This is a genomic window from Cohaesibacter marisflavi (assembly GCF_963665895.2).
Lineage (GTDB): Bacteria > Pseudomonadota > Alphaproteobacteria > Rhizobiales > Cohaesibacteraceae > Cohaesibacter > Cohaesibacter marisflavi.
Window position 1 is genome coordinate 3639789 of record NZ_OY762534.1, and the last position, 20911, is coordinate 3660699.

The 20911-nt window shown below is 53.1% G+C and carries 19 protein-coding genes; 18 read left to right on the top strand and 1 reads right to left on the bottom strand.

The window, feature by feature from the left end; all coding sequences use genetic code 11:
* The first annotated feature begins 20 nt into the window (after nucleotides 1-20).
* The 8 genes from tsaB to ACKPCT_RS17300 all read left to right on the top strand — a co-directional run bounded on the left by tsaB (nucleotide 21) and on the right by ACKPCT_RS17300 (nucleotide 7410).
* On the top strand, nucleotides 21-740 hold the full coding sequence (tsaB, locus tag ACKPCT_RS17265; protein ID WP_319567512.1) for a tRNA (adenosine(37)-N6)-threonylcarbamoyltransferase complex dimerization subunit type 1 TsaB: 720 nt from the start codon (nucleotides 21-23) through the stop codon (nucleotides 738-740).
* 145 nt (nucleotides 741-885) lie between these two features.
* Nucleotides 886-1425, top strand: coding sequence for a ribosomal protein S18-alanine N-acetyltransferase (rimI, locus tag ACKPCT_RS17270; protein WP_090072520.1), 540 nt, complete (start codon nucleotides 886-888; stop codon nucleotides 1423-1425).
* Nucleotides 1422-1853 carry a Fur family transcriptional regulator gene (locus tag ACKPCT_RS17275; RefSeq protein ID WP_090072518.1) on the top strand — a complete coding sequence of 144 codons (432 nt, stop codon included), beginning with the start codon at nucleotides 1422-1424 and terminating at the stop codon, nucleotides 1851-1853. Before rimI ends, ACKPCT_RS17275 begins: the two co-directional genes overlap by 4 nt.
* Nucleotides 1854-1977: 124 nt before the next feature.
* Entirely contained in the window at nucleotides 1978-2790 is an 813-nt protein-coding gene (locus ACKPCT_RS17280) for a lysophospholipid acyltransferase family protein (RefSeq protein WP_090072516.1), read from the top strand.
* A 184-nt stretch (nucleotides 2791-2974) separates the two neighbouring features.
* Nucleotides 2975-4339: a tRNA (N6-isopentenyl adenosine(37)-C2)-methylthiotransferase MiaB gene (gene miaB / locus ACKPCT_RS17285; RefSeq protein ID WP_319567513.1), complete on the top strand. Its 1365-nt coding sequence runs from the start codon at nucleotides 2975-2977 to the stop codon at nucleotides 4337-4339.
* Nucleotides 4340-4530: 191 nt separating this feature from the next.
* The gene (locus ACKPCT_RS17290) at nucleotides 4531-5637 is read left to right on the top strand and encodes a PhoH family protein (protein WP_090072709.1); all 1107 of its coding nucleotides are present in this window, start codon (nucleotides 4531-4533) and stop codon (nucleotides 5635-5637) included.
* Nucleotides 5638-5654: 17 nt separating this feature from the next.
* Nucleotides 5655-6164 (top strand): rRNA maturation RNase YbeY, encoded by a 510-nt coding sequence (gene ybeY / locus ACKPCT_RS17295; RefSeq protein WP_319569436.1) that lies wholly within the window; start codon nucleotides 5655-5657, stop codon nucleotides 6162-6164.
* Nucleotides 6165-6240: 76 nt separating this feature from the next.
* A complete protein-coding gene (locus tag ACKPCT_RS17300; RefSeq protein ID WP_090072512.1) occupies nucleotides 6241-7410 on the top strand; it encodes a transporter associated domain-containing protein in 1170 nt (389 codons plus the stop codon).
* A gap of 224 nt (nucleotides 7411-7634) precedes the next feature.
* Here the strand turns inward: ACKPCT_RS17300 and irrA are convergent, their stop codons facing one another.
* Nucleotides 7635-8063 carry an iron response transcriptional regulator IrrA gene (gene irrA / locus ACKPCT_RS17305; protein ID WP_280141766.1) on the bottom strand — a complete coding sequence of 143 codons (429 nt, stop codon included), beginning with the start codon at nucleotides 8061-8063 and terminating at the stop codon, nucleotides 7635-7637.
* A 616-nt stretch (nucleotides 8064-8679) separates the two neighbouring features.
* Here irrA and fabA point away from each other — a divergent pair.
* From fabA to rimP, 10 genes are all read left to right on the top strand, one after another.
* The gene (gene fabA / locus ACKPCT_RS17310; protein ID WP_090072510.1) at nucleotides 8680-9189 is read left to right on the top strand and encodes a bifunctional 3-hydroxydecanoyl-ACP dehydratase/trans-2-decenoyl-ACP isomerase; all 510 of its coding nucleotides are present in this window, start codon (nucleotides 8680-8682) and stop codon (nucleotides 9187-9189) included.
* Nucleotides 9190-9468: 279 nt separating this feature from the next.
* A complete protein-coding gene (gene fabB / locus ACKPCT_RS17315) occupies nucleotides 9469-10686 on the top strand; it encodes a beta-ketoacyl-ACP synthase I (RefSeq protein WP_090072508.1) in 1218 nt (405 codons plus the stop codon).
* 13 nt (nucleotides 10687-10699) lie between these two features.
* Nucleotides 10700-11515 carry an enoyl-ACP reductase FabI gene (gene fabI / locus ACKPCT_RS17320; RefSeq protein ID WP_090072506.1) on the top strand — a complete coding sequence of 272 codons (816 nt, stop codon included), beginning with the start codon at nucleotides 10700-10702 and terminating at the stop codon, nucleotides 11513-11515.
* A 237-nt stretch (nucleotides 11516-11752) separates the two neighbouring features.
* Nucleotides 11753-13285, top strand: coding sequence for a putative bifunctional diguanylate cyclase/phosphodiesterase (locus ACKPCT_RS17325; RefSeq protein WP_319567514.1), 1533 nt, complete (start codon nucleotides 11753-11755; stop codon nucleotides 13283-13285).
* Between the two features lie 234 nt (nucleotides 13286-13519).
* Nucleotides 13520-15094: a putative bifunctional diguanylate cyclase/phosphodiesterase gene (locus ACKPCT_RS17330; RefSeq protein WP_090072502.1), complete on the top strand. Its 1575-nt coding sequence runs from the start codon at nucleotides 13520-13522 to the stop codon at nucleotides 15092-15094.
* Between the two features lie 144 nt (nucleotides 15095-15238).
* Entirely contained in the window at nucleotides 15239-16828 is a 1590-nt protein-coding gene (gene lnt, locus ACKPCT_RS17335) for an apolipoprotein N-acyltransferase (RefSeq protein ID WP_319567515.1), read from the top strand.
* A gap of 178 nt (nucleotides 16829-17006) precedes the next feature.
* On the top strand, nucleotides 17007-17420 hold the full coding sequence (locus ACKPCT_RS17340) for a helix-turn-helix domain-containing protein (RefSeq protein WP_090072498.1): 414 nt from the start codon (nucleotides 17007-17009) through the stop codon (nucleotides 17418-17420).
* A 481-nt stretch (nucleotides 17421-17901) separates the two neighbouring features.
* Nucleotides 17902-19074, top strand: a complete 1173-nt coding sequence (gene metK / locus ACKPCT_RS17345; protein ID WP_090072705.1) for a methionine adenosyltransferase — start codon at nucleotides 17902-17904, stop codon at nucleotides 19072-19074.
* A 158-nt stretch (nucleotides 19075-19232) separates the two neighbouring features.
* Nucleotides 19233-19970 carry a tRNA (guanosine(46)-N7)-methyltransferase TrmB gene (gene trmB, locus ACKPCT_RS17350; RefSeq protein ID WP_407062720.1) on the top strand — a complete coding sequence of 246 codons (738 nt, stop codon included), beginning with the start codon at nucleotides 19233-19235 and terminating at the stop codon, nucleotides 19968-19970.
* Nucleotides 19971-20296: 326 nt separating this feature from the next.
* Complete coding sequence (gene rimP, locus ACKPCT_RS17355) at nucleotides 20297-20902, top strand: ribosome maturation factor RimP (protein WP_090072496.1); 606 nt, start codon at nucleotides 20297-20299, stop codon at nucleotides 20900-20902.
* Nucleotides 20903-20911 lie beyond the last annotated feature (9 nt).

The following is a 20911-nucleotide window of genomic DNA, read 5'->3' on the forward strand; positions in this document are numbered from 1 at the left end:
GACGGCGGATCTGAATTATCGTGACCCAAGAGCAAGAAATTTGTCTGGCGCTGGATACAGCGCTGGAGGCCTGTTCCGTTGGATTGGCGATCCGCGCCAATGGAAAAGTGACTCACTTTGAACGTTCCCTTGCTCTTGGCCGTGGCCATGCAGAGCATCTGATGGATGAGCTGCAGCTTTTGCTCAATGGGCAGGGGCTCGCCTATAAAGATCTCACCCGCATCGCCGCCACCGTTGGTCCGGGCAGCTTTACCGGTCTGCGCGTCGGGCTTGCCACGGCGCGTGCTCTGGCCCTGGCGCTGGATATTCCCGTCATTGGCGCTTCAACGCTGATGGCTTTGGCTCTTGATGCGCAGGCCTCCGGCAAAAGGGGCACAATCGGCTGCTTTATCGACGCCCGTCGCAACCAGATTTACGGACAGTTCTTCACCCTTGGTGATGAATGCACCCCACCACAAGCCATCTCGGAAGCCGAAGCCAAAACGGCAGACCAGTTTGCACAAGAGTGTACCGCATTCCCCGACCTGACCCTTATTGGCAATGGCGCTCCCCTTGTGATCGCCGCAGCACCGGTTGAAAAGCTTGGGAATGCGACCTTCCTTCCGGTTTCCTATCCACGCATGGCGGCACTTGCCCGTTGGGCGCTTGATGAACCCAAAGCGGCGACGCCTCCCGCTCCGCTGTATCTCCGGGCGCCAGACGCCAAGCCGCAGGCCTCAAAAGCCATCGCACACCAGTAATTTTGCCGTTTCTTCTACATTTAGGGGTCTGGAACCTATTGCATTCAAGTGGGAACATGGTGCATTGATTCCGCAAGGATAGTCTCCGCATTTGGCTCAAGTCGTCTGGTTCTTTCAGCCGTCGGCTTTGTTCGGGAGGGAAATCATGATTTTTCCGCTCAAAACGACATCTTTGGTCATGCCCGCCGCTTATGCGGACATTGCTGATTTGGCTGATATTCATAGCCGATGCTTTTCGCGCGGCTGGTCGGCAAGCGAGTTTCAGACCCTGCTGCAGGACAAGTTTGTAGAGGCGCTCGTGCTGCGCCGGAGCAATTTGCGCATCACGGACAAGCCCGTCGGCTTTGTGCTCGCTCGTTCTGTTCTGGATGAAGCGGAGATCCTGACCATTGCCGTGGACCCTGACCATCAAAAGACTGGTGGTGGCAAACAATTGATGCAGGAGATGATCCGGCATCTTTATGGCAATCGCGTTGCCAAGCTTTTTCTGGAAGTTGACGCAGGCAACAAAGCTGCATTATCCCTTTACGGTGGCTTTGGGTTCACTAAAGTGGGTGAACGAAAAGGCTATTACCACAATGATAACGGCGAAGCCTCAACGGCCTGGATCATGCAGATCGAACCATTGAGCAAGCGCCGTATATTGGGCACCCCGCAAGGTGAACAGAAGGCATCATCGCTATGACAGCAGACAAAAAGACGACCATTGAGGAATTGTGCGCCAAGTCTGGCATGCGAATGACCGAACAAAGGCGTATCATTGCCCGTGTTCTGGATAGTGCCATCGACCATCCTGATGTGGAGGAGCTGTATGCCCGTTCGGTCAAAATCGACAGCAATATTTCCATCTCCACGGTTTATCGCACCGTCAAGCTGTTTGAAGACAGTGGCATCATCGAACGCCATGATTTTCGTGATGGCCGCTCACGCTATGAAACCATCACCGAAGAGCATCATGACCATTTGATCGACCTGCGCACAGGCAAGGTGATCGAGTTTCGCGATGAAGAGATTGAGCGCCTGCAACAGGAAGTCGCCCGCCGCCTCGGTTTCAAGCTTGTTGATCACAGGCTTGAGCTCTATGGTGTGCCCATTGAAGAATCAGACAAATAGCTCTCTGACAATCGTCGGGACCAGACCTGATCCCAAGGTCGTCTGATCGAGGTTATGGAGCATGACAATTCCAAGGTCCCCATCAAGGCAATCAGGCTTGTCCGTATCGACGATACGGGCCAGCATGGCAATCACGCTTATCGCGCTTGTCGCTATCATCCTTATCCCCCTGCAATATCTGTCGGTAACACTCAATTTGCCAAGCAAACGCTGGATTCCGGTGTTGTTTCACCGCGTCAATTGTCTGGCTCTCGGCATTCACAAGACCATCAATGGAGCGCCCATTCGCGATGGCGCGGTGTTGATCACGGCCAATCACTGCTCTTGGACCGATATCGTGGTGCTGGGCAGTCTGCAGCCGTTATCCTTCATCGCCAAATCCGAAGTGGCCAGTTGGCCGATTTTCGGACTGTTTGCCAGGCTGCAGCGCTCGATTTTTGTCAACCGTACCAAGCGCTCGGCCACCGGAGCGGTCGCCAAAGAGATCGCACAACGCCTCAAGGAAGGCGACGCCATGGTCCTTTTTGCCGAGGGCACCTCGTCTGATGGCAACCGGGTGCTCCCCTTCCGCTCGGCCCTCATTGGCGCTGCAAAGGCGGCCATGACGTCTGAGCAGAATGGCCCTCAAGACGGAACCGGCCCGCAGCAGAAGGTCTGGATCCAGCCGCTTTCGATTGCCTACACAGCTCTGCATGGTGTGCCCATGGGGCGCCAGCATCGCCATATGGCCGCCTGGTATGGCGACATGGATCTGGTGCCGCATCTTTGGGCCTTGATGAAGGAAGGCGCATTGGATGTATCGCTCACCTATGGTGAACCGATCCTGTTTGACCCTTCGGTGGACCGCAAGGAAGCCGCCCATGCTGCCGAACGTTCGGTGCGCCAGACCATGCTGCATGACCTTCACCACTACACCAGCAAGCGTCGGCGCAAGTGACAGGTGATGTTCTTTGGCAACGGATTCCCTTTTTGCGACAGAAACCGGCTATTTTTTCGCCCTTTTCTCTTTGCAAAATGGGTAAAACGCGCTACAGCCTTTGCTCTGAAAATGGACTGACTGTCCTGTGCCCTATGTGCCCAAGAACGCTCCCTCAAACGAACGCGACCCGGACAAAGCCGATATGACTGCTTTTGAAGACAAGAAAGTCTTTGTGAAAACCTATGGCTGCCAGATGAATGTCTATGATTCCAACCGGATGATGGATAGTCTGGCGACCAAGGGATACAGCCCAACCGAAGCGATGGAAGATGCGGATCTGGTGATCCTCAACACCTGCCATATTCGCGAGAAGGCCGCAGAGAAGGTCTATTCCGAGCTTGGCCGCATTCGTCAGGTCAAGGAAAAGCGCGCCAAGGATGGCAAGGGCGAGATGAAAATCGGCATCGCCGGATGTGTTGCGCAGGCCGAGGGTCAGGAAATTATCCGCCGTGCGCCGGTGGTCGATCTGGTCGTGGGGCCTCAGGCCTATCACAAGCTGCCCGACCTGCTGGATAAGGCCAACCATGGTACTCGCGTGGTGGAGACAGATTTTCCGCTTGAAGACAAGTTTGCCGTGTTGCCAGACGCCCGCAAGGAAGTGACCCGCAAGCGCGGTGTCAGCTCTTTTCTGACGGTTCAAGAAGGGTGCGATAAATTCTGCAGCTTCTGTGTGGTGCCCTATACCCGTGGTGCGGAGGTTTCTCGCCCGGCAAGCCAGATTATTCATGAAGCGGAAAAGCTGGCCGCAGCCGGTGTGCGTGAAGTCACGCTGCTTGGGCAGAATGTCAACGCCTATCATGGAGAGAGCCCGGATGAGGGCGATTGGGGCCTTGGCGAGCTGCTGTTCCGGCTGGCTGAAATCGATGGTCTTGATCGGCTGCGCTACACCACCAGCCATCCGCGCGACATGGACGATACGTTGATGGCGGCGCACCGGGATCTCGATATTCTGATGCCTTATCTACATCTGCCTGTGCAGGCTGGATCGGACAAGGTGCTCAAGGCCATGAACCGCCAGCATACCTATGACGACTATGTGCGCCTGATCGATCGCATCCGCAGTGCCCGCCCGGATATCGCCCTCTCGGGTGATTTCATCGTTGGTTTTCCGGGCGAGACGGATGAAGATTTCGAGGAAACCATGCGCATCGTGCGCGAGGTGACCTACGCCTCGGCATACAGCTTCAAATATTCGCCCCGCCCGGGAACGCCGGCTGCGGACAGCGAAGACCAGATTGAAGAGGCCATCAAATCCGAGCGCCTTTATCGTCTGCAAGATCTGCTCGCCCAACAGCAGAAGGACTTCAATGCCTCCAAGGTCGGCACCGAGATGACGGTGCTGCTGGAACGCAAGGGTCGCGAGCCGGGACAGCTGGTTGGTAAATCGCCATGGCTGCAAGCTGTACAAGTTGATGCAGCAGAAGAATTGATTGGTGAAATTGTCACAGTTAAAGTGGATAATCTGGGAAGCAACAGCCTGTTCGGCACCATGATCGACCGGCCATGAAGGCATGGCCAAAAGATGCCGGACGGTTATCCGCCCAAATTCAAGTTGTTTGAAGGGATAAGCGTTTGAGCGATCAGCATCGCGATAAAAGCAAAAACCGCAAAGAAAACCGGAGCAAGCCTCAGAAGCATTCGGGTTTCAAGAAGAGCTGGGATCCTGCTGCGAGCCAGGCAACGACTGCAGCGTCAGATATGGGCCATATTGTTCTTTCCTATGATGACAATCGTCTGGCTGCCGATCTGTTTGGTGAATATGACCAGAATCTGGCCCGCATCGAACAGAAACTCGGCGTCGAGGCGATTGCACGCGGCAACCGAGTGACGATCAAAGGGCCGGGCGATCTGTGTGACGATGCCAAACGAGCGCTGGATTCGCTCTACTTCCGCCTTCAGGAAGGGGAAGTGATCGAGCAAGCCGACGTTGACGGGGCCATTCGCATGGCGCAAGCCTCCGACGAGCAACTGGTGCTGCCCGAAGTCATGCCCGAAAGAAACGAGTCAGCGGGGAAAATAAACTTTGCCCAGATTGCAACGCGCAAGAAAAAGCTGACGGCCCGCACCGCAACACAGGATGCCTATATCCGTGCCATGGATCGGGCTGACCTCATTTTCGGCACCGGCCCGGCAGGCACCGGCAAGACCTATCTGGCTGTTGCCTATGCGGCAGCTCTTCTGGAGCGCGGCGTGGTGGAGCGGATTATTCTTTCACGTCCGGCCGTGGAAGCGGGCGAGCGTCTGGGCTTCCTGCCCGGTGACATGAAGGAAAAGGTCGATCCCTATCTGCGTCCGCTTTATGATGCGCTGTATGACATGATGCCTTCGGACAAGGTCGAGCGAGAAATCGAAGCCAAGATCATCGAGATCGCCCCGCTTGCCTTTATGCGCGGGCGGACACTTTCCAATGCGGTGGTCATTCTGGACGAGGCGCAGAACACGACATCCATGCAGATGAAGATGTTCCTGACGCGCCTTGGTGAAAATTCCAAGATGATCATCACCGGTGACCCAAGCCAGATCGACTTGCCAAGCGGTGAACAGTCCGGACTGGTACAGGCCATGGAACTGCTGGCGGATATCCCCTCGATTGTGCGTGTGCAATTCACGGCGCAGGATGTGGTGCGTCATGAGCTGGTCGCCCGCATCGTCAATGCCTATGACGAGGATGCCCGCAGACGCGCCAAGGCGCGTCAGGTCCTGGGGCGTGAGCGCTTTCACAAGCGCGAAGTCGAGGAGCATCTGACAGCTGCCGATTACAATCCGGCAGCTCCCGAAGAGATCTATGACGAGGCAGAGGAATGAGCCATTTGTCTGCTTCGCTGCCAGACCTTGATAGGGATTTGCTGATTGAATCCGATCTCTGGCAGAGCCTTGAAGATCTGGAAGCCGTGATTGATCGCGCGCTTACGGCAGGCCTTGCCTATGTCACCAAGGAGGAAGGCATTGCCTTCCTGCCAGAATGCGAGCTGTCGCTGGTCTTTACTGACGATGCGGCCATTCGCACACTCAATGCCGATCACAGAGGCAAGGACAAGGCCACCAACGTTTTGTCCTTTCCCATTGATGAAGAGGCAGACCCCTTTGGCCCGATGCTCGGCGACATTGTTTTCGCTTATGAAACCGTAGAGCGAGAATCCCGGGATTTGGGGGTTGAAATCCGTGATCACTTAACACATTTGTGTTTACATGGTTTTTTACATCTTCTGGGCTATGATCACATAGAGCCGGATGAAGCGGACAAGATGGAAAGCGTCGAAGTCGCCATTCTGGCCCAGTTGGATTTGCCCAACCCTTATGAAGGCACAGTGCCTTTGGAGAGTCTGGACTGATCAGGCAAAGTGCCCGGAAGTCCGCATTTTGGAACAGGATTGATAGCGCAGCCAAGCACTCTGCGCCGGAACGAGAATGAACGACCCCGACCCTTCTTTATCTTCGCCGTCATCCAAGGCCGACAGGCCAGAAAGTGACGCTCAGGTCGACAACGGCGACGCTGAACCACACCAACCGAAATCGAACTGGTTTACCAGTTTGATCAAGGGCTGGATGTCAGGCTTGACCAATCCCTCGCTGCGTTCGCAGATGGAGGGCGCTCTCGCAGACGAAAACAGCAATGACCAGACCTTTTCTGCCGAAGAAAAGGCAATGCTACGCAACATTCTCGAACTGAGAGAGATGCGGGTCAGTGATGTGATGATTCCGCGAGCAGATATTGATGCCATCGAGGACGAAATCTCTCTGGGCACCCTGCTTGCGGTCTATCAGGATGTTGGCCATTCGCGTTTGCCGGTCTATCGGGAAACCCTCGATGATCCGGTGGGCATGGTCCATATCAAGGATGTTCTCTCTCTGCTGACGAAGGAATGCTGCATTCCCGAACCCTCGGAAAGCCCTGCTCTTGATTCCATGGAAGGCTCGCTGACGAGTGTCCATTTTGCCTCGGATGGAGAGATGTCGCTGGCCAATCTTCCCCGCACCCTGAGTAACATCAATCTGGATCGTCCTCTCAAGGATCTTGGCGTCATTCGCGATGTGCTGTTTGTTCCTCCGTCCATGCAGGCCATTGACCTAATGGCAACCATGCGGGCGGCACGCACACAGATGGCTCTTGTCATTGATGAATATGGCGGTACCGATGGTCTGGTGTCTCTGGAGGATATCGTCGAAACAGTGGTTGGCGATATCGAAGACGAGCATGATGATGAAGATGAAATCTTCATTGCAGGCGCTGGTCCCAATCTGTTCATTGCCGATGCAAAAGCCGAACTGGACGATGTCATCGAAGCAATCGGGACGGACTTGCCTCAGGATGATGAGTCCATGGAAGATGTCGATACGCTTGGCGGCTTCATCTTTACCCTGATTGGCCGCATTCCGGTGCGTGGCGAGCTTATTACCGTCAAGGAAGGGCTTGAATTCGAGATCATGGAGGCGGATCGTCGGCGCATCAGGCGGGTCAAAATCCGCCTCAAACCGATCAAGAAGCCTTTCAAGCGTGCTTTCTCCTTGCACAAGCCGTCGGACGCAGAGGAAGGCGAGCAGCCAGCCGAGCACAGAAATGATGCCGCAGCGGAATAGATGCGGCACTCAACCAACGATCCTACGCACCAGTGACTGAGGCATTCTGCCGCAAGGACAAATTGATCATGGATAAATGGTCATAAAGACCCTGTGAGCCCCTGTGAGAGCCCACGTGAGCAGATGAAGTTTATGCATACACATATGCATGCAAAATCAGTATTGGCACCACGCGATGGTGCCAAGCGGTCCTGTCGACAAGGATTTTCAAGAAAGCGTGCGGCTTAGTTCTGCTTCTGACGCAGGCGAACCACGACATCAACACGCGTGATTTCCATGTCGTCTGGAACTTCAGGCAGCTCGGATACGTGCAGTCCACCCGGTATATCGACAACCTTGCCCTCTTCTTCCATGTAGAAATGGTAGTGGTCAGACACATTCGTATCGAAATAGGTTTTTGTTCCCTCAACGGCAACTTCTCGCAGAAGCCCGGCTTCAGTGAACTGATGCAAGGTATTGTAGACTGTTGCCAGAGAGACGGAGACATTGACCTTTTCGGCTTCTTCATGCAGGCGCTCGGCCGAAACATGTCGATCCCCTTTGGCAAACAAAAGCTCAGCAAGTGACAGTCTCTGACGCGTCGGGCGCAGGCCTGCCCCCACAAGCATATCCCGAGCAGATCGCTTATCGAATTTTTGCAGCTGTGAGGTCATGTCATTGGTCCTTGATATCCGTTCCATCTGATTGTCGATCTTCAGATCCCTACCCTTGGCGAAACCCAGTGCCACCGGCGGTCTCCCAAACAATCAGGTCGCATCTTGACTGATATAATTCTTTTTGCGCCCTTGGGCAAGGCAACTAGGGAAAATCGCATAGCAATCATAGCATATTGGCTAAGGTTTTTTAACATTTCCATTCATTTTATGAATATTTGAATGTCTGTTAGCTTGCGTGCACCCAAAGACGCTTCGTGCGTCCTTGATAGCGAGCAGGTGCGCGCAGAAGACGCCTTGAAAGCGCAGACATGACAATCTAAATGAAAAGGGATGATTCAGACCCTGATTTGTGCGGTGAACTCCCTTGATCCTGATTGGTCTGGAAGAGGCTTTGAAATGTGAACTTAATCGTTTGCACGCCTAGTGCTTGCGCAGAGAAAAGGCTATAAGCTTAGCACGAAAAGCAAGCTTGCATTCAATTTGGCAACGTAGGCACAAAGAAGGATCAATCAATCAAATTCAATTAATTGGATTTGTTGTGCAGATTCTGCAAGTATAGACTGTATCGCCCATCAAAGCGGGTGAAACATAGAAGGATAAGAGTGGAAACCGTATGGAACAGCGCCAATCCAGCTACACCTATGAAGAGATTCTGACCTGCAGCCGCGGAGAGATGTTCGGCCCAGGCAATCCGCAATTGCCGTTGCCGCCAATGCTGATGCTGGATCGGATTACACATATTTCCGAAGAAGGTGGTGAGCATAACAAAGGCATGATCCGCGCGGAATATGATATCAACCCCGAGCGGTGGTTCTTCGATTGCCATTTCGCCGGCGACCCGGTGATGCCTGGCTGCCTTGGTCTGGATGCCCTTTGGCAGATGACCGGTTTCTATCTGGGCTGGTTGGGCCTTGAAGGCAAGGGCCGCGCCATCTCTGTTGGTGAAATCAAGTTCTCCGGCATGATCACGCCAGACATCAAAACCGTTACATATGGCGTTGACTTCAAGCGCGTGATGAAGGGCCGTCTCAATCTCAGCATCGGTGATGGCTGGGTTAAAGCCGACGATAATGTGGTGTTCGTGGCTAAGGATTTGCGCGTCGGAGCCTTTAAGGACTCCTAAGCAGCGCCTTTAGCCAACAGGTACATGCTCTGGGCCGGGCAACTGTGGCAAGAAGGGCAGAAATGTCTGCGTGACCTTCTCCATGCCACTTTTCCGGCTCATTGAGCATTGAGAATTGGTTATTTCAGGGATCTTTAGAGAATAAGGTCTTTGAGAGATGTTGCAGCTTCTGAAAAGAACACCTATCAAGAGACTAATTCGGTCATATCGCTAGCAAAGATTTTCGCTGCGATATGATCTGGCAAATAGAGCCCCGACAATTACAGTGAGGCCCCGATTATGAGACGTGTAGTCATTTCCGGCTTGGGTATTGTTTCCTCCATCGGCAACGATGCCGAAGCCGTTACCGCATCCTTGCGTGATGCTAAATCTGGTATTTCCTTCTCTCAGGATTTTGCCGACCATGGATTCCGTAGCCATGTTTGGGGATGTCCAGACATTGACACTGCAGATCTGGTTGATCGTCGCGCCAAACGCTTCCTTTCCCGCGGCGGTGAATGGAACCATGTTGCCATGAAGCAGGCAATCGCAGATTCCGGCTTGGAAGAAAGCGATATAACCAACGAACGCACCGGCATCATCATGGGCTCTGGCGGCCCTTCGACACAGACCGTTGTGCAAGCTGCCGACATCACCCGCAAAAACGGCTCTCCGAAGCGCATCGGGCCATTCGCGGTACCTAAGGCAATGTCTTCGACCGCATCGGCAACCCTTGCCACATGGTTTAAGATTCACGGTGTGAACTATTCCATTTCTTCTGCCTGCTCTACCTCTGCACACTGCATTGGTAATGCCTACGAACTGATCCAGATGGGCAAGCAGGACATCATCTTTGCCGGTGGCCATGAAGATCTGGACTGGAGCATGTCCAACCTGTTCGACGCTATGGGCGCCATTTCTTCCAAGTATAATGATACGCCGGAAACCGCGTCACGCGCATTCGACGCGACCCGCGACGGCTTCGTGATTGCCGGTGGTGCCGGCGTGCTGGTTCTTGAAGAGCTGGAACATGCCAAGGCTCGCGGCGCCAAGATCTATGCCGAATTGGTAGGCTATGGCGCAACATCTGATGGCTATGACATGGTTGCTCCAAGCGGGGAAGGCGCAAAGCGTTGCATGCGGCAGGCAATGGCCACGGTTGATGCCAAAATCGATTACATCAACTGCCACGGCACGTCCACGCCAGTTGGTGACACCGCCGAGATTGGTGCGATTCGCGAAGTCTTTGGCGACGATCAGCCTAATATCGCATCAACCAAATCCCTGACCGGTCACTCTTTGGGTGCTGCAGGTGCACAGGAATCCATCTATTCTCTGCTTATGATGCAAGCCGGCTTTATCGGCGAATCCGCCCATATCACCGAGTTGGATCCGGAATGCGCCGATATGAACATCGTTCGCCAGCGCATTGACAAGCCAATTGACGTTGCCCTGTCCAACAGCTTCGGCTTTGGCGGAACCAATGCTTCGCTGATTTTCCAGCGCTATAACGGATAAGGGCTGCCAGCATATGAACGGTCTTATGGAAGGAAAACGCGGCCTGATCATGGGCGTCGCGAATGCCAGCTCAATTGCCTGGGGAATCTCCCAGGCGCTGCATGATCAAGGTGCCGAACTTGCTTTCACCTATCAGGGTGATGCCTTGGGCAAGCGGGTGAAGCCACTCGCAGAATCTGTCAATTCCGACTTCGTGATGCCTTGCGATGTGGAAGATCTCGATTCCGTTGATGCAGTCTTTGCGGCATTGAAAGAAAGATGGGGCAAGATCGACTTCATCGTGCATGCCATCGGTTTTTCAGACAAGAGCGAGCTGCGCGGTCGGTATGCAGATACATCGCGGGACAATTTCTCCCGCACGATGGTTATTTCCTGCTTTTCCTTCACGGAAGCGGCCAAACGCGCTGCGGATCTCATGAGTGATGGCGGATCCATGCTCACGTTGACCTACGCCGGGTCCACCCGCGTCATGCCCAACTATAATGTCATGGGTGTCGCCAAGGCCGGGCTTGAAGCCTCAGTACGCTATCTGGCCAATGATTTCGGCCCGTCAGGCATTCGTGTGAATGCGATTTCCGCCGGTCCCGTACGGACATTGGCAGGCAACGGCATTGCCGACGCACGCCAGATGTATAGCTATCAACGCGACAACAGCCCGATGCGTGATGTTTGCACAATCGAGGATGTTGGCGGTGCGGCGCTCTACCTGCTTTCGGATCTTTCCAAAAAGGTGACCGGTCAGGTGCAATTCGTCGATTCGGGCTACAGTTGCATATCCATGCCAACGGTGGAAACGCTCGCGAAATTGGACAAGATCGACAAATCTTGATTTGCCAATATCTTAACGGCGAATATTGCGACAACTATTAAGAAGAGGGCATTGCCCTCTTTTTCTTTATCTTGATCGATGTGAATTATTTATAACTTCCATTTCCTTTCTGACAAAAGAATAGTTATTACCGGATCTGTATTTGTTCTAATAATAAATCGACATTTACTATAGGCGTTAGGCATGAATTAGCTTGTTTGATATATTATTTCAGTCAACTCGTGCTCTGGAGCTCTTATGATCGGCTTTTTTGGAAAATATGATCGTCTGTTCAGCAAGGAAATAGCAGCCCTTGCCGTCTTGATGGTGGCCAATTTTATTTGCGCTTTAACTGTTTCCATTATTTTCGACAATCAGGATCCGGAAACCCGATCCATGATTCAACTTGCAACGATTGCCTTTATTTCAATGCTGTCGTGCGTTGTCCTGATTCAGCTAAACAGCTCCCGGGTGGCCGCCGTGGAAGCGATGGATACTCTGGTCGCCAAGGATAAATTGACAGGGCTCGCCAATCGCGAGGCTTTTCAGAAAAATCTGGCCAATCGTGTGGAGAATGAAAAAAGCCAAGCCTTCATTCTTCTGCTTCTGGATATTGACCGGTTCAAGGAGTTGAATGCCTTTCTGGGTTACAGCTCTGCCGACCAGCTTTTGCAGCAGTTTGCGACACGCCTTGCGCAATTGGCGAAGACCGATGCCGATGCAGCCCGCATAGGTGGCGACGAGTTTGCCCTGATCGTGCCCTATGATGGCAGCAGCGACAGCCTGAAAACCAAGGTGCGCGATATCTTTGAAGCGCTCTACAAGCCCTATCTGTGCCACAAGCAATCGGTCGACATGACCGTTTCTATGGGCACCACCCTGTTTCCTGAGGATGGCAAAGACCCCGAAGGACTGAACCAGAATGCCTATTTCGCGCTTCAGCGTGCGAAAAAGGAAGGCCATAACAGGGTTTGTTGCTATGACGAAGTCGCCGATTCCAAAATGATGGATTACCATTATCTATCGCAGGACATGGATCGAGCCTTGCAGGAGGGCGAATTTGTCCTCTACTTCCAACCGCAATTCAGCTTTGCGACTGGCAAGCAGACAGGCTTTGAAGCCCTCGTGCGTTGGGCCCACAAGGATCGCGGCGTGATTTCGCCCAACATATTCATTCCCATTGCCGAGCAGAATGGCCTGATTATCCCGATTTCGGAATTTGTTCTGCGCAAAGCCTGCCAAGTGGCCAGTAAATGGGAAACACCGCTCAAGGTGGCTGTAAACCTGTCTCCCATTCAAATGCGTCAATGTGCCATTTCAGATCTGGTGACCGAAACTCTGCTTGAAACCGGGCTAGATCCGAAAAGGCTGGAGTTGGAGGTCACTGAGAGCTTGTTTATCGACATCAATGATGAAATCTCCGCCGATCTTCTTCTTTTGCAACGGCGCGGCATTTCCATTGCCCTGGATGACTTCGGAACGGGCTATTCATCCCTAGCCTATCTGACCAGCTTTCCTTTCGACAAAATCAAGATTGATCGCTCCTTTGTACAGAATCTTGCCAACGACGACAGTTCGATGGCCATCATTTCTGCCGTGATCGGTATGGGAAAAAGCCTGAATATGCAGATTACCGCTGAGGGAATCGAAGACAAACGGGCTTATGAAATCCTGCGGCTTGCCGGTGTGGATCAGGCTCAGGGCTTCTTGCTCGGAGAACCAAGGGATATCGAAGCAGAACCGGAGCAGACAGCACAGACGCCCTTGTTGCCACGTTTTGAGGTGGCCTGACGCTTACGCACCCCAGAGAGTTGCGGCAAGTCTATCTATAGACATGCATGGCCATTATACCCGAGCATCCCTCCTTTCTATTATAAAAATCTCTGGATTCGGGATTTCTATTTGCGTTGCACAGATTACTTTAGCTTCGATTCAGTGGAGGTTTTCATTAACCATCAATGTTCCGATTTTCTTCAGGAATATACTGTATTGTTCAGGTCAGGCTTGGCTAAAAAGAGCAGTTAGATGCAAGACCCGTCGACCAAATACAAACTGATCGACTCCGATTTAGGGGCGCCTCGTAAATTCTTTGTGCTTTTGGGCTTGCTGGTCCTGGCGCTGGTTTTGTCTCATCATACCAGCCCCTTCATACGGCAGCTTCCCATTCTGACGCTGACCCTTCTGGTTGGCTATTATTTTCTGTTTCTCAATAGCAAGCAGAAGCGCAGACGTGAAACGCTGCGCAGCATGATCGAAGAGCTTAAATCCCGGGACAATCTGACAGGGCTTTCCAACCGACAGCTCTTCCTCTCTTCGGTCTATCAGCGCCTGAAATCTGCTGAGCATCAGAACACGCCCTTCGCGCTGCTTCTCATAGATATTGACCGGTTCAAAGAGCTGGACACCATTCTGGGCACTGAAAACGGAGATTTGCTGCTGCAGGAATTCGCGCAGCGCCTGTCCCACTTTCAGCAAAACAAAGCGATGGTTGCCCGCCTGTCCGGCAATGAATTTGCCATTATTATCGATCAGTTGGGAACCAGTGCGACATTCGAGCAACGCATTCAGATCCTGCATTCCTATCTCAAGCAGCCCTATCGCTTCAATGGTCGCCCGATCGACATTACGGTCTCTGGTGGCTATATCCAGTTTCCGCATCATGGCTACAGGGTCAGTGTGCTGTTACAGCAGGCCAAACTGGCCCTGCTGCGCGCAAAACAGGAAGGGCGCAACCAGATCTGCTGCTTTGAGCAGCGTCAAGATGTGCGCGCTCACATGGACCATGAGCTGTCTCAGGAGATGGGCAAGTCGATTGCTCTTGGCGAATTCAAGCTTCATTTCCAGCCGCAATTCAGCATTATGAGCGGCAAACAGACCGGCTTTGAGGCCCTGATGCGCTGGGATCATCCTGTGCGCGGCTGGATCTCGCCGGGCACCTTCATCCAGATCGCCGAGCGTAATGGCCTGATCCTGCCGCTCTCTGAATTTGCCCTGCGGGAAGCCTGCACAACAGCTGCCCAATGGACTCAGCCCCTACGGGTTGCTGTCAATCTGTCTCCCATCCAGTTCAAAAAGATCGATCTGGTACCTATGGTGGAGAGTATTCTCAAAGAAACCGGCCTGCCAGCCCACAGACTGGAGCTGGAGGTTACCGAAAGTCTGTTCATTCAGAGCAACCAACGGACCATCGAGACCCTCAAGCAGCTGCGGACCATGGGAATCACCATTGCGCTGGATGATTTCGGAACTGGCTATTCTTCCTTGAGCTATCTGTCATCCTTCCCAATTGACAAGATCAAGATCGACCGCTCCTTCGTGCGCGACCTGGCCAATAGCCACGGCAACATGGCCATCATTTCCGCCATGATCGGCATCGGTCGCAGTCTTGATATCGAAGTGCTGGCAGAAGGCATTGAAGACAAGGAAACGCTTGAGATGCTGCGCGTGGCAGGCTGTCAGGAAGCCCAAGGCTATTATCTGGGGCGTCCGCGCGATTTGGCCGCCGAGCCGGGTTTCGAGATGTCGCAGCCAGCGCTGGACGACATCGCTGAAAAGGCCAAAGCCCTCAAATTGATCAAGAATCCATCCATGTGTGCGTGAATACTGGCCTGTACTGATAAGCTTTCGGGGCGCAATCTTGCGCATTCTCGCGCCTGCGGGCATATTATTGCTTTGAATGAGGCCACCGACTCCTATACCAATGGGCCAACTATTTTGTGATTCTTTGTCAAACGGCCCATTTTCATGGCGTTTCTCATTTCCAATCTTGTTTTGCTGGATGGTTGGCGACGCCTGCTGGTCGCTTTCCTTGCTGGATGCCTGGCGAGCTTGGCGCAAGCGCCTGTTAGCTGGTTCCCGCTGCTTTGGCTCTGTGTTCCCGTTTTTATCTGGCTGCTGGATTCCGCCTCGCTGGGCAAAGGCGCGAAAATGGCCGCCCGCTCCATGGCTCTTGTGGGCTGGGTGTTCGGGCTGGGCTTCTTTCTTTGTACCTTTTATTGGATTGGTGCAGCTTTCCTCGTGGAAGCAGACAAATTTGCAGTCCTGATGCCCTTTGCCCTGTTTTTCTTTGCGGCCGGACTGGCCCTCTTCTGGGCTGCCGCCTGTGGTCTTGTTGCTCCGCTGTGGTCATCATCGCCCATGCGGATCATATGGCTGGCTCTGGTCTGGGCAGCGCTAGAGTGGCTACGTGGCACGATTTTCACCGGCTTGCCATGGGGCGGTCTAGGGCAGGCGCTGACATCCACCACTGTCATGATGCAGGCGCTCTCGCTCGTCGGCCCCCAAAGCATGGGGTTGATTGCCCCCATTATCTTCGCACTGCCGGTCTTTTTCTTCACCGAAGCCTCTTCACGCAAAACCGGTTACCGGCTGGCCTCCATAGCTGTGCTTTTGTTCGTAAGCCAAGGGGCATTCGGCTTTTATCGCCTGGGTCAGCCCCTGCCCAAGCCAGCCGCCCCTGTGACCGTGCGTATCGTGCAGCCGAATATTATGCAGCGGGAAAAATGGAAACTGGAGAATCGTTCCTGGATTTTCAGCCGCCTTCTCGCCTTAACGACTTTGGATCGCGATGGGTATCCTGTTGAAAAAGTCGACCTTTTTGTCTGGCCAGAAACAGCCATTCCTTTCTACCTGATCGAACAACCTGCCGGGCTGGCAGCGATTGCCGACGCTCTGCCGGACAAGGCCACATTACTGACCGGCGCTCTTAGACGAGAGGTAAATTTTACCAATAGCGAACAAGTTTACAATTCCATCTATCAGCTCTCCGGCGACGGAACCATCATGGCCTCGTATGACAAGATACATCTTGTCCCGTTTGGCGAATATTTGCCCAAAGAGCGTTGGTTGCGTGCCATCGGGCTTAAACACCTAGCCGCGCAACTTTCCGGTTTTTCGTCTGGTACGAAAAGAAAACTGCTGGGTGGTGATAATCTGGGAAAAATTCTACCCCTGATTTGCTATGAAATAGCATTTCCAAGCGAAATTCTTTCCTATCCAGCAGGGGCAAACATGATTGTAAATGTCACCAACGATGCATGGTTTGGTCTGACTGCGGGTCCTTGGCAGCATCTGCATCTGGCACAGATGCGGGCCGTTGAAACCGGCCTACCGGTTATTCGTTCCGCAAATACAGGTATTTCAGCGGTTATTGATCCCTTCGGCAGACTGGTTGCAAAACAGGATCTTGGTACCGATGGTTTGGTCCAGGACATCGTGCCGGCGAGGCTGTCTTCGACCCTCTATAGCCGCTTTGGTGATAGCCTCTTTCTTTTCTTATGGTTGCTGACCGGTGGTCTTACATTAATCAAAACGAGAAAATCGAAATTCCGCTAATTGTAATAATTGACATATAGCGCTAATACACGGCACTATTGTAAAATCCTGTTCTCTATAGCCAAAGGCGCAAACGGTTTACGGGAAAAACGCAGGCAGCGGAACCTGCAATATAACCAGATCGACGTGCAAAAAATTTGTCATACAGAACAACACGTCAAACAAAAAAGAGAGCCAAATGGCCAGTAAAAAAGCACCGAACCCAATCGATGTCTATGTTGGAAGTCGTGTCCGACTTCGTCGTATGATGCTTTCTATGAGCCAAGAAAAACTTGGAGAGCATCTGGGCATTACATTCCAGCAGATTCAGAAATACGAAAAAGGTACCAACCGGATTGGTGCCAGCCGTTTGCAGCATATTGCAACCGTGCTGGAAGTTCCGGTCTCCTTTTTCTTCGAAGATGCCCCAGGTACCCCCCAAGAAGCTCAGGGCCTCGCCGAATCCAAGTCGGAGAACTATGTCATCGACTTCCTATCCTCTTCAGAAGGCCTTCAATTGAACCGTGCCTTCGTACAGATCAAAGACCAGAAAGTGCGACGCAAGATCGTTGAGCTGGTACGCGAGATCTCTGGAGAGGGGGCGGAAAGCTAATTCCGGTTTGCTTCACTCATGTGCGGCATACCTGCTTTCTAGCAAAAGGCGGTTGGGAACCTGGTTTCTGGCCGCCTTTTCATTTCATGATCTGCTCTTTGATGCAAAGCGCTGTATGGCAAGACATGGCGCGCTGTCGGAAAGATTCGTAATTTTACCCATGTCAGAGTGCCTTCGGATTTTTGTCTTACCATATTCCATTACCCACCCAGAGGTTGCATTTAACTGAAGACACTCTCTAACCTGAACGTCAGAAATAGCGATTCTTCAAAACACCGCCAAACGTGCGGCCTCTACGTTGGAGAGGCAGTTTGGCATTCAGGGCATGAAATTTCACACTTTTGTTTCGAGCATTCTTTCAATGATTTCCCATGCGAGAATGCAGGATTTAGTAACCGGCAATTTCGCTTTGGATTGCGTCAGGTTTCTCAATGTGATAACGACATGCAGAACCCTTTATATCACAGAAAAAGACATTCCCATGGCCCGCAAAGAATATCTGTTTACCAGTGAGTCCGTATCCGAAGGACATCCGGACAAGATCTGTGACCGTATCTCCGACGCAATTGTCGACGCCTTTATCAAGGCCGACCCGCACGCGCGTTGCGCTGTGGAGACCATGGCCACAACCAACAAGGTTGTTCTTGCAGGCGAGGTCAGGGGACCTGCTGAAGTTGATAGCCATATCATGGAAAAGGCTGCGCGCCGCGTGATCAGGGAGATCGGCTATGAGCAGGACGGTTTCCATTGGGAAAAAGCCGATATCGACATCTATGTGCATGAGCAGTCAGCCGACATCGCTCAGGGCGTTGATGAAGCCGATGGCAAAGATGAAGGCGCTGGCGATCAGGGCATCATGTTCGGTTATGCCGTCAATGAAACGCCTGAATTGATGCCTGCCCCGATTCTCTATGCCCACAAGATCCTGCGTCTGATCGCCGAAGCCCGCCATGCCGGCACGGAAGCCCGCCTGGGGCCGGATGCGAAAAGCCAGCTCACATTGCGCTATGTCGATGGCAAGCCGGTAGAAGTGGCTTCTCTGGTGCTTTCCACGCAGCATTTTGACGGCAGCCTCACCTCTGCCGATATCCGCGAGATCGTAACGCCCTATATTACGGCGGCTCTGCCGGAGGGGTGGCTGACCGACAAGACCATCTGGCATGTGAACCCGACCGGTAAGTTCGTCATTGGCGGACCGGATGGAGATGCGGGCCTAACGGGCCGCAAGATCATCGTTGACACCTATGGTGGCGCTGCGCCCCATGGTGGTGGTGCCTTCTCGGGCAAAGACCCGACCAAGGTGGACCGTTCTGCAGCCTATGTTTCGCGCTATCTGGCAAAGAATGTGGTTGCTGCCGGGTATGCTGAAAAGTGCTCCATCCAGCTGGCCTATGCCATCGGCGTTTCGGAACCTCTTTCGCTCTATGTCGATACCTATGGCACCGGCTCGGTGCGGGATTCGGTTATCGAAAAGGCCCTTTGGGACATTGTACCCCTGACACCACGTGGCATCCGCACCCATCTTGGCCTCAACAAGCCAATCTATGAGCGCACCGCTGCTTATGGCCATTTTGGCCGTGAACCGGACGCTGACGGTGGTTTTTCTTGGGAAAAAACCGATATTGTCGACTCCTTGCACAAGGCAATCGGCTAAAGAAGACACGCTTTGCGCATAAACAAGATCGACCTTGTTTTGGCCTGCCCGAACAATCGCGTTGCTTGAAACGCAGTTTGGTTCGCGTGGGCCAAACTGTTATTATGAACGCAAAGCCTTTTGCTTTCAGTTCAACAAATCGCATCCAGTCCGAGACCATGAGCCCATTTTCTTCTGAAAAGCCCCAATTCCGCCCCTCCCAATCCCGCCTGATCGAAAAGCAGATCGCGACCAGTTTCTTCGGGCGGCGCAAGGGCAAGCCACTGAGCCCCGCACAGCAAAGGCTGATTGATGAATTGCTGCCAAAAATCAGCCTCAACCCGACCCGCCCGATCGACAGCATCAAGGCGCAATTTGCCCATGAGCCGGGTGAGGTCTGGATGGAGATCGGCTTTGGCGGCGGCGAGCATCTCATCAGGCAGGCGACAAACAACCCAACTGTGGGCCTGATCGGCTGCGAGCCTTTCATCAACGGAGCCGTCAAGGCTCTGGCCGCGATCGATGAAAAGCAGATTGGCAATATCCGGCTTTATGACGAGGATGCAGCCCATATCCTGGATTGGCTGCCGGACGCATCCCTCGACAGGATTTTTCTGCTCTATCCGGATCCATGGCACAAGAAGCGTCACTGGAAGCGGCGGTTTGTCTCCAGCCAGAATCTTGATCGCATCGCACGCGTGTTGAAACCGGGTGGCATCTTCCGTTTTGCCTCGGATATTGAAGACTATGTGGAATGGACGCTGGAGCATGTTGATGGCTGCGCAGCACTGAGCGAGGAATGCAACACTCCTGAGGACCGGTTGATTGCATGGCCGGATTGGGAACGCACACGCTATGAAGCCAAAGCTTTTCGCGAAGGAAGAAGACCGCAATATCTGACATTTCGTCGTAAATAGAAGAGAAATGTCGCAGCTGATCGTAAAAACCCTTGCTTTTTACGCTCTTTCTGGTGTATGAAGCTCTCAAAATCTAGACAAGCTGTTTAGAGTGGGCCGCGACAAGGACCCGCTCTTTTTTGTTAGGTGGCCTCCCCTTCTACAGCCGGGTCTGGTAAATTAGGTGATCAGTATCCGATATGCTGGCCCGCTTCCACGCTTTGGAAACAGGCAACTCCCAAGGGACAAGACGCATAACGGAAAGCAGTTGCCTTGAGTTCAAACGCCTTTCGCACGTGACATATGTCGCCTGCATGGACGAAGAGAAATGGAGACAGGCTTTCCCTATGGTTGAGAGCAGTCAAGTAAAAGCGGGCAAAGAGCCGCGCCTCACGGGCGAAAAAGGGCTGGAAGCACGCATCGCCAGCATCGTTGAACCTGTGATTGTTGATCTGGGCTACGATCTGGTCCGCGTGAGAATCACCGGCCAGCATGGCTGTACCGTTCAGATCATGGCCGAAGCCCCCGATGGCACGATGACGATCGAAGGCTGCGAGGCTGTATCCCGCGCCCTTTCGCCTGTGCTTGATGTCGAAGATCCGATTGACAGCGAATACTATCTTGAAGTTTCCTCTCCAGGCGTGGACCGTCCGTTGGTGCGGGTACGCGATCTGGTGGCCTGGAGTGGGCATGACGCCAAGATAGAGCTGTCCGTTCCCATGGATGGTCGTCGCCGGTTCAGAGGCATTCTTGACGGTGTCGAGGGAGAGGAACTCAAGCTGATTTTGCCCGACGCACCGCAGGATAGCGACCCCAATGTACGTCTGCCGCTTTCGGATCTGGCAGATGCGAAGCTTGTAATGACTGATAAACTCATGGAGCTGGCGCTGAAAGCTCAGCCCGCAGAACCGGCAGAAGTGGAAGAAGCCACTGACGCTGACAGGGAAGAATAGGAGACACTG

Excerpts from the sequence above, each read along its gene's own strand:
- rimP (WP_090072496.1), top strand. The coding sequence starts at position 20,297 with ATGGTTGAGAGCAGTCAAGTAAAAGCGGGCAAAGAGCCGCGCCTCACG.
- rimI (WP_090072520.1), top strand. The coding sequence starts at position 886 with ATGATTTTTCCGCTCAAAACGACATCTTTGGTCATGCCCGCCGCTTAT.
- fabB (WP_090072508.1), top strand. The coding sequence starts at position 9,469 with ATGAGACGTGTAGTCATTTCCGGCTTGGGTATTGTTTCCTCCATCGGC.
- ACKPCT_RS17340 (WP_090072498.1), top strand. The coding sequence starts at position 17,007 with ATGGCCAGTAAAAAAGCACCGAACCCAATCGATGTCTATGTTGGAAGT.
- miaB (WP_319567513.1), top strand. The coding sequence starts at position 2,975 with ATGACTGCTTTTGAAGACAAGAAAGTCTTTGTGAAAACCTATGGCTGC.
- fabA (WP_090072510.1), top strand. The coding sequence starts at position 8,680 with ATGGAACAGCGCCAATCCAGCTACACCTATGAAGAGATTCTGACCTGC.
- ACKPCT_RS17330 (WP_090072502.1), top strand. The coding sequence starts at position 13,520 with ATGCAAGACCCGTCGACCAAATACAAACTGATCGACTCCGATTTAGGG.
- ACKPCT_RS17300 (WP_090072512.1), top strand. The coding sequence starts at position 6,241 with ATGAACGACCCCGACCCTTCTTTATCTTCGCCGTCATCCAAGGCCGAC.
- ACKPCT_RS17325 (WP_319567514.1), top strand. The coding sequence starts at position 11,753 with ATGATCGGCTTTTTTGGAAAATATGATCGTCTGTTCAGCAAGGAAATA.
- ACKPCT_RS17280 (WP_090072516.1), top strand. The coding sequence starts at position 1,978 with ATGGCAATCACGCTTATCGCGCTTGTCGCTATCATCCTTATCCCCCTG.
- lnt (WP_319567515.1), top strand. The coding sequence starts at position 15,239 with ATGGCGTTTCTCATTTCCAATCTTGTTTTGCTGGATGGTTGGCGACGC.
- trmB (WP_407062720.1), top strand. The coding sequence starts at position 19,233 with ATGAGCCCATTTTCTTCTGAAAAGCCCCAATTCCGCCCCTCCCAATCC.
- ACKPCT_RS17275 (WP_090072518.1), top strand. The coding sequence starts at position 1,422 with ATGACAGCAGACAAAAAGACGACCATTGAGGAATTGTGCGCCAAGTCT.
- fabI (WP_090072506.1), top strand. The coding sequence starts at position 10,700 with ATGAACGGTCTTATGGAAGGAAAACGCGGCCTGATCATGGGCGTCGCG.
- ACKPCT_RS17290 (WP_090072709.1), top strand. The coding sequence starts at position 4,531 with ATGGGCCATATTGTTCTTTCCTATGATGACAATCGTCTGGCTGCCGAT.
- irrA (WP_280141766.1), bottom strand. The coding sequence starts at position 8,063 with ATGACCTCACAGCTGCAAAAATTCGATAAGCGATCTGCTCGGGATATG.
- metK (WP_090072705.1), top strand. The coding sequence starts at position 17,902 with ATGGCCCGCAAAGAATATCTGTTTACCAGTGAGTCCGTATCCGAAGGA.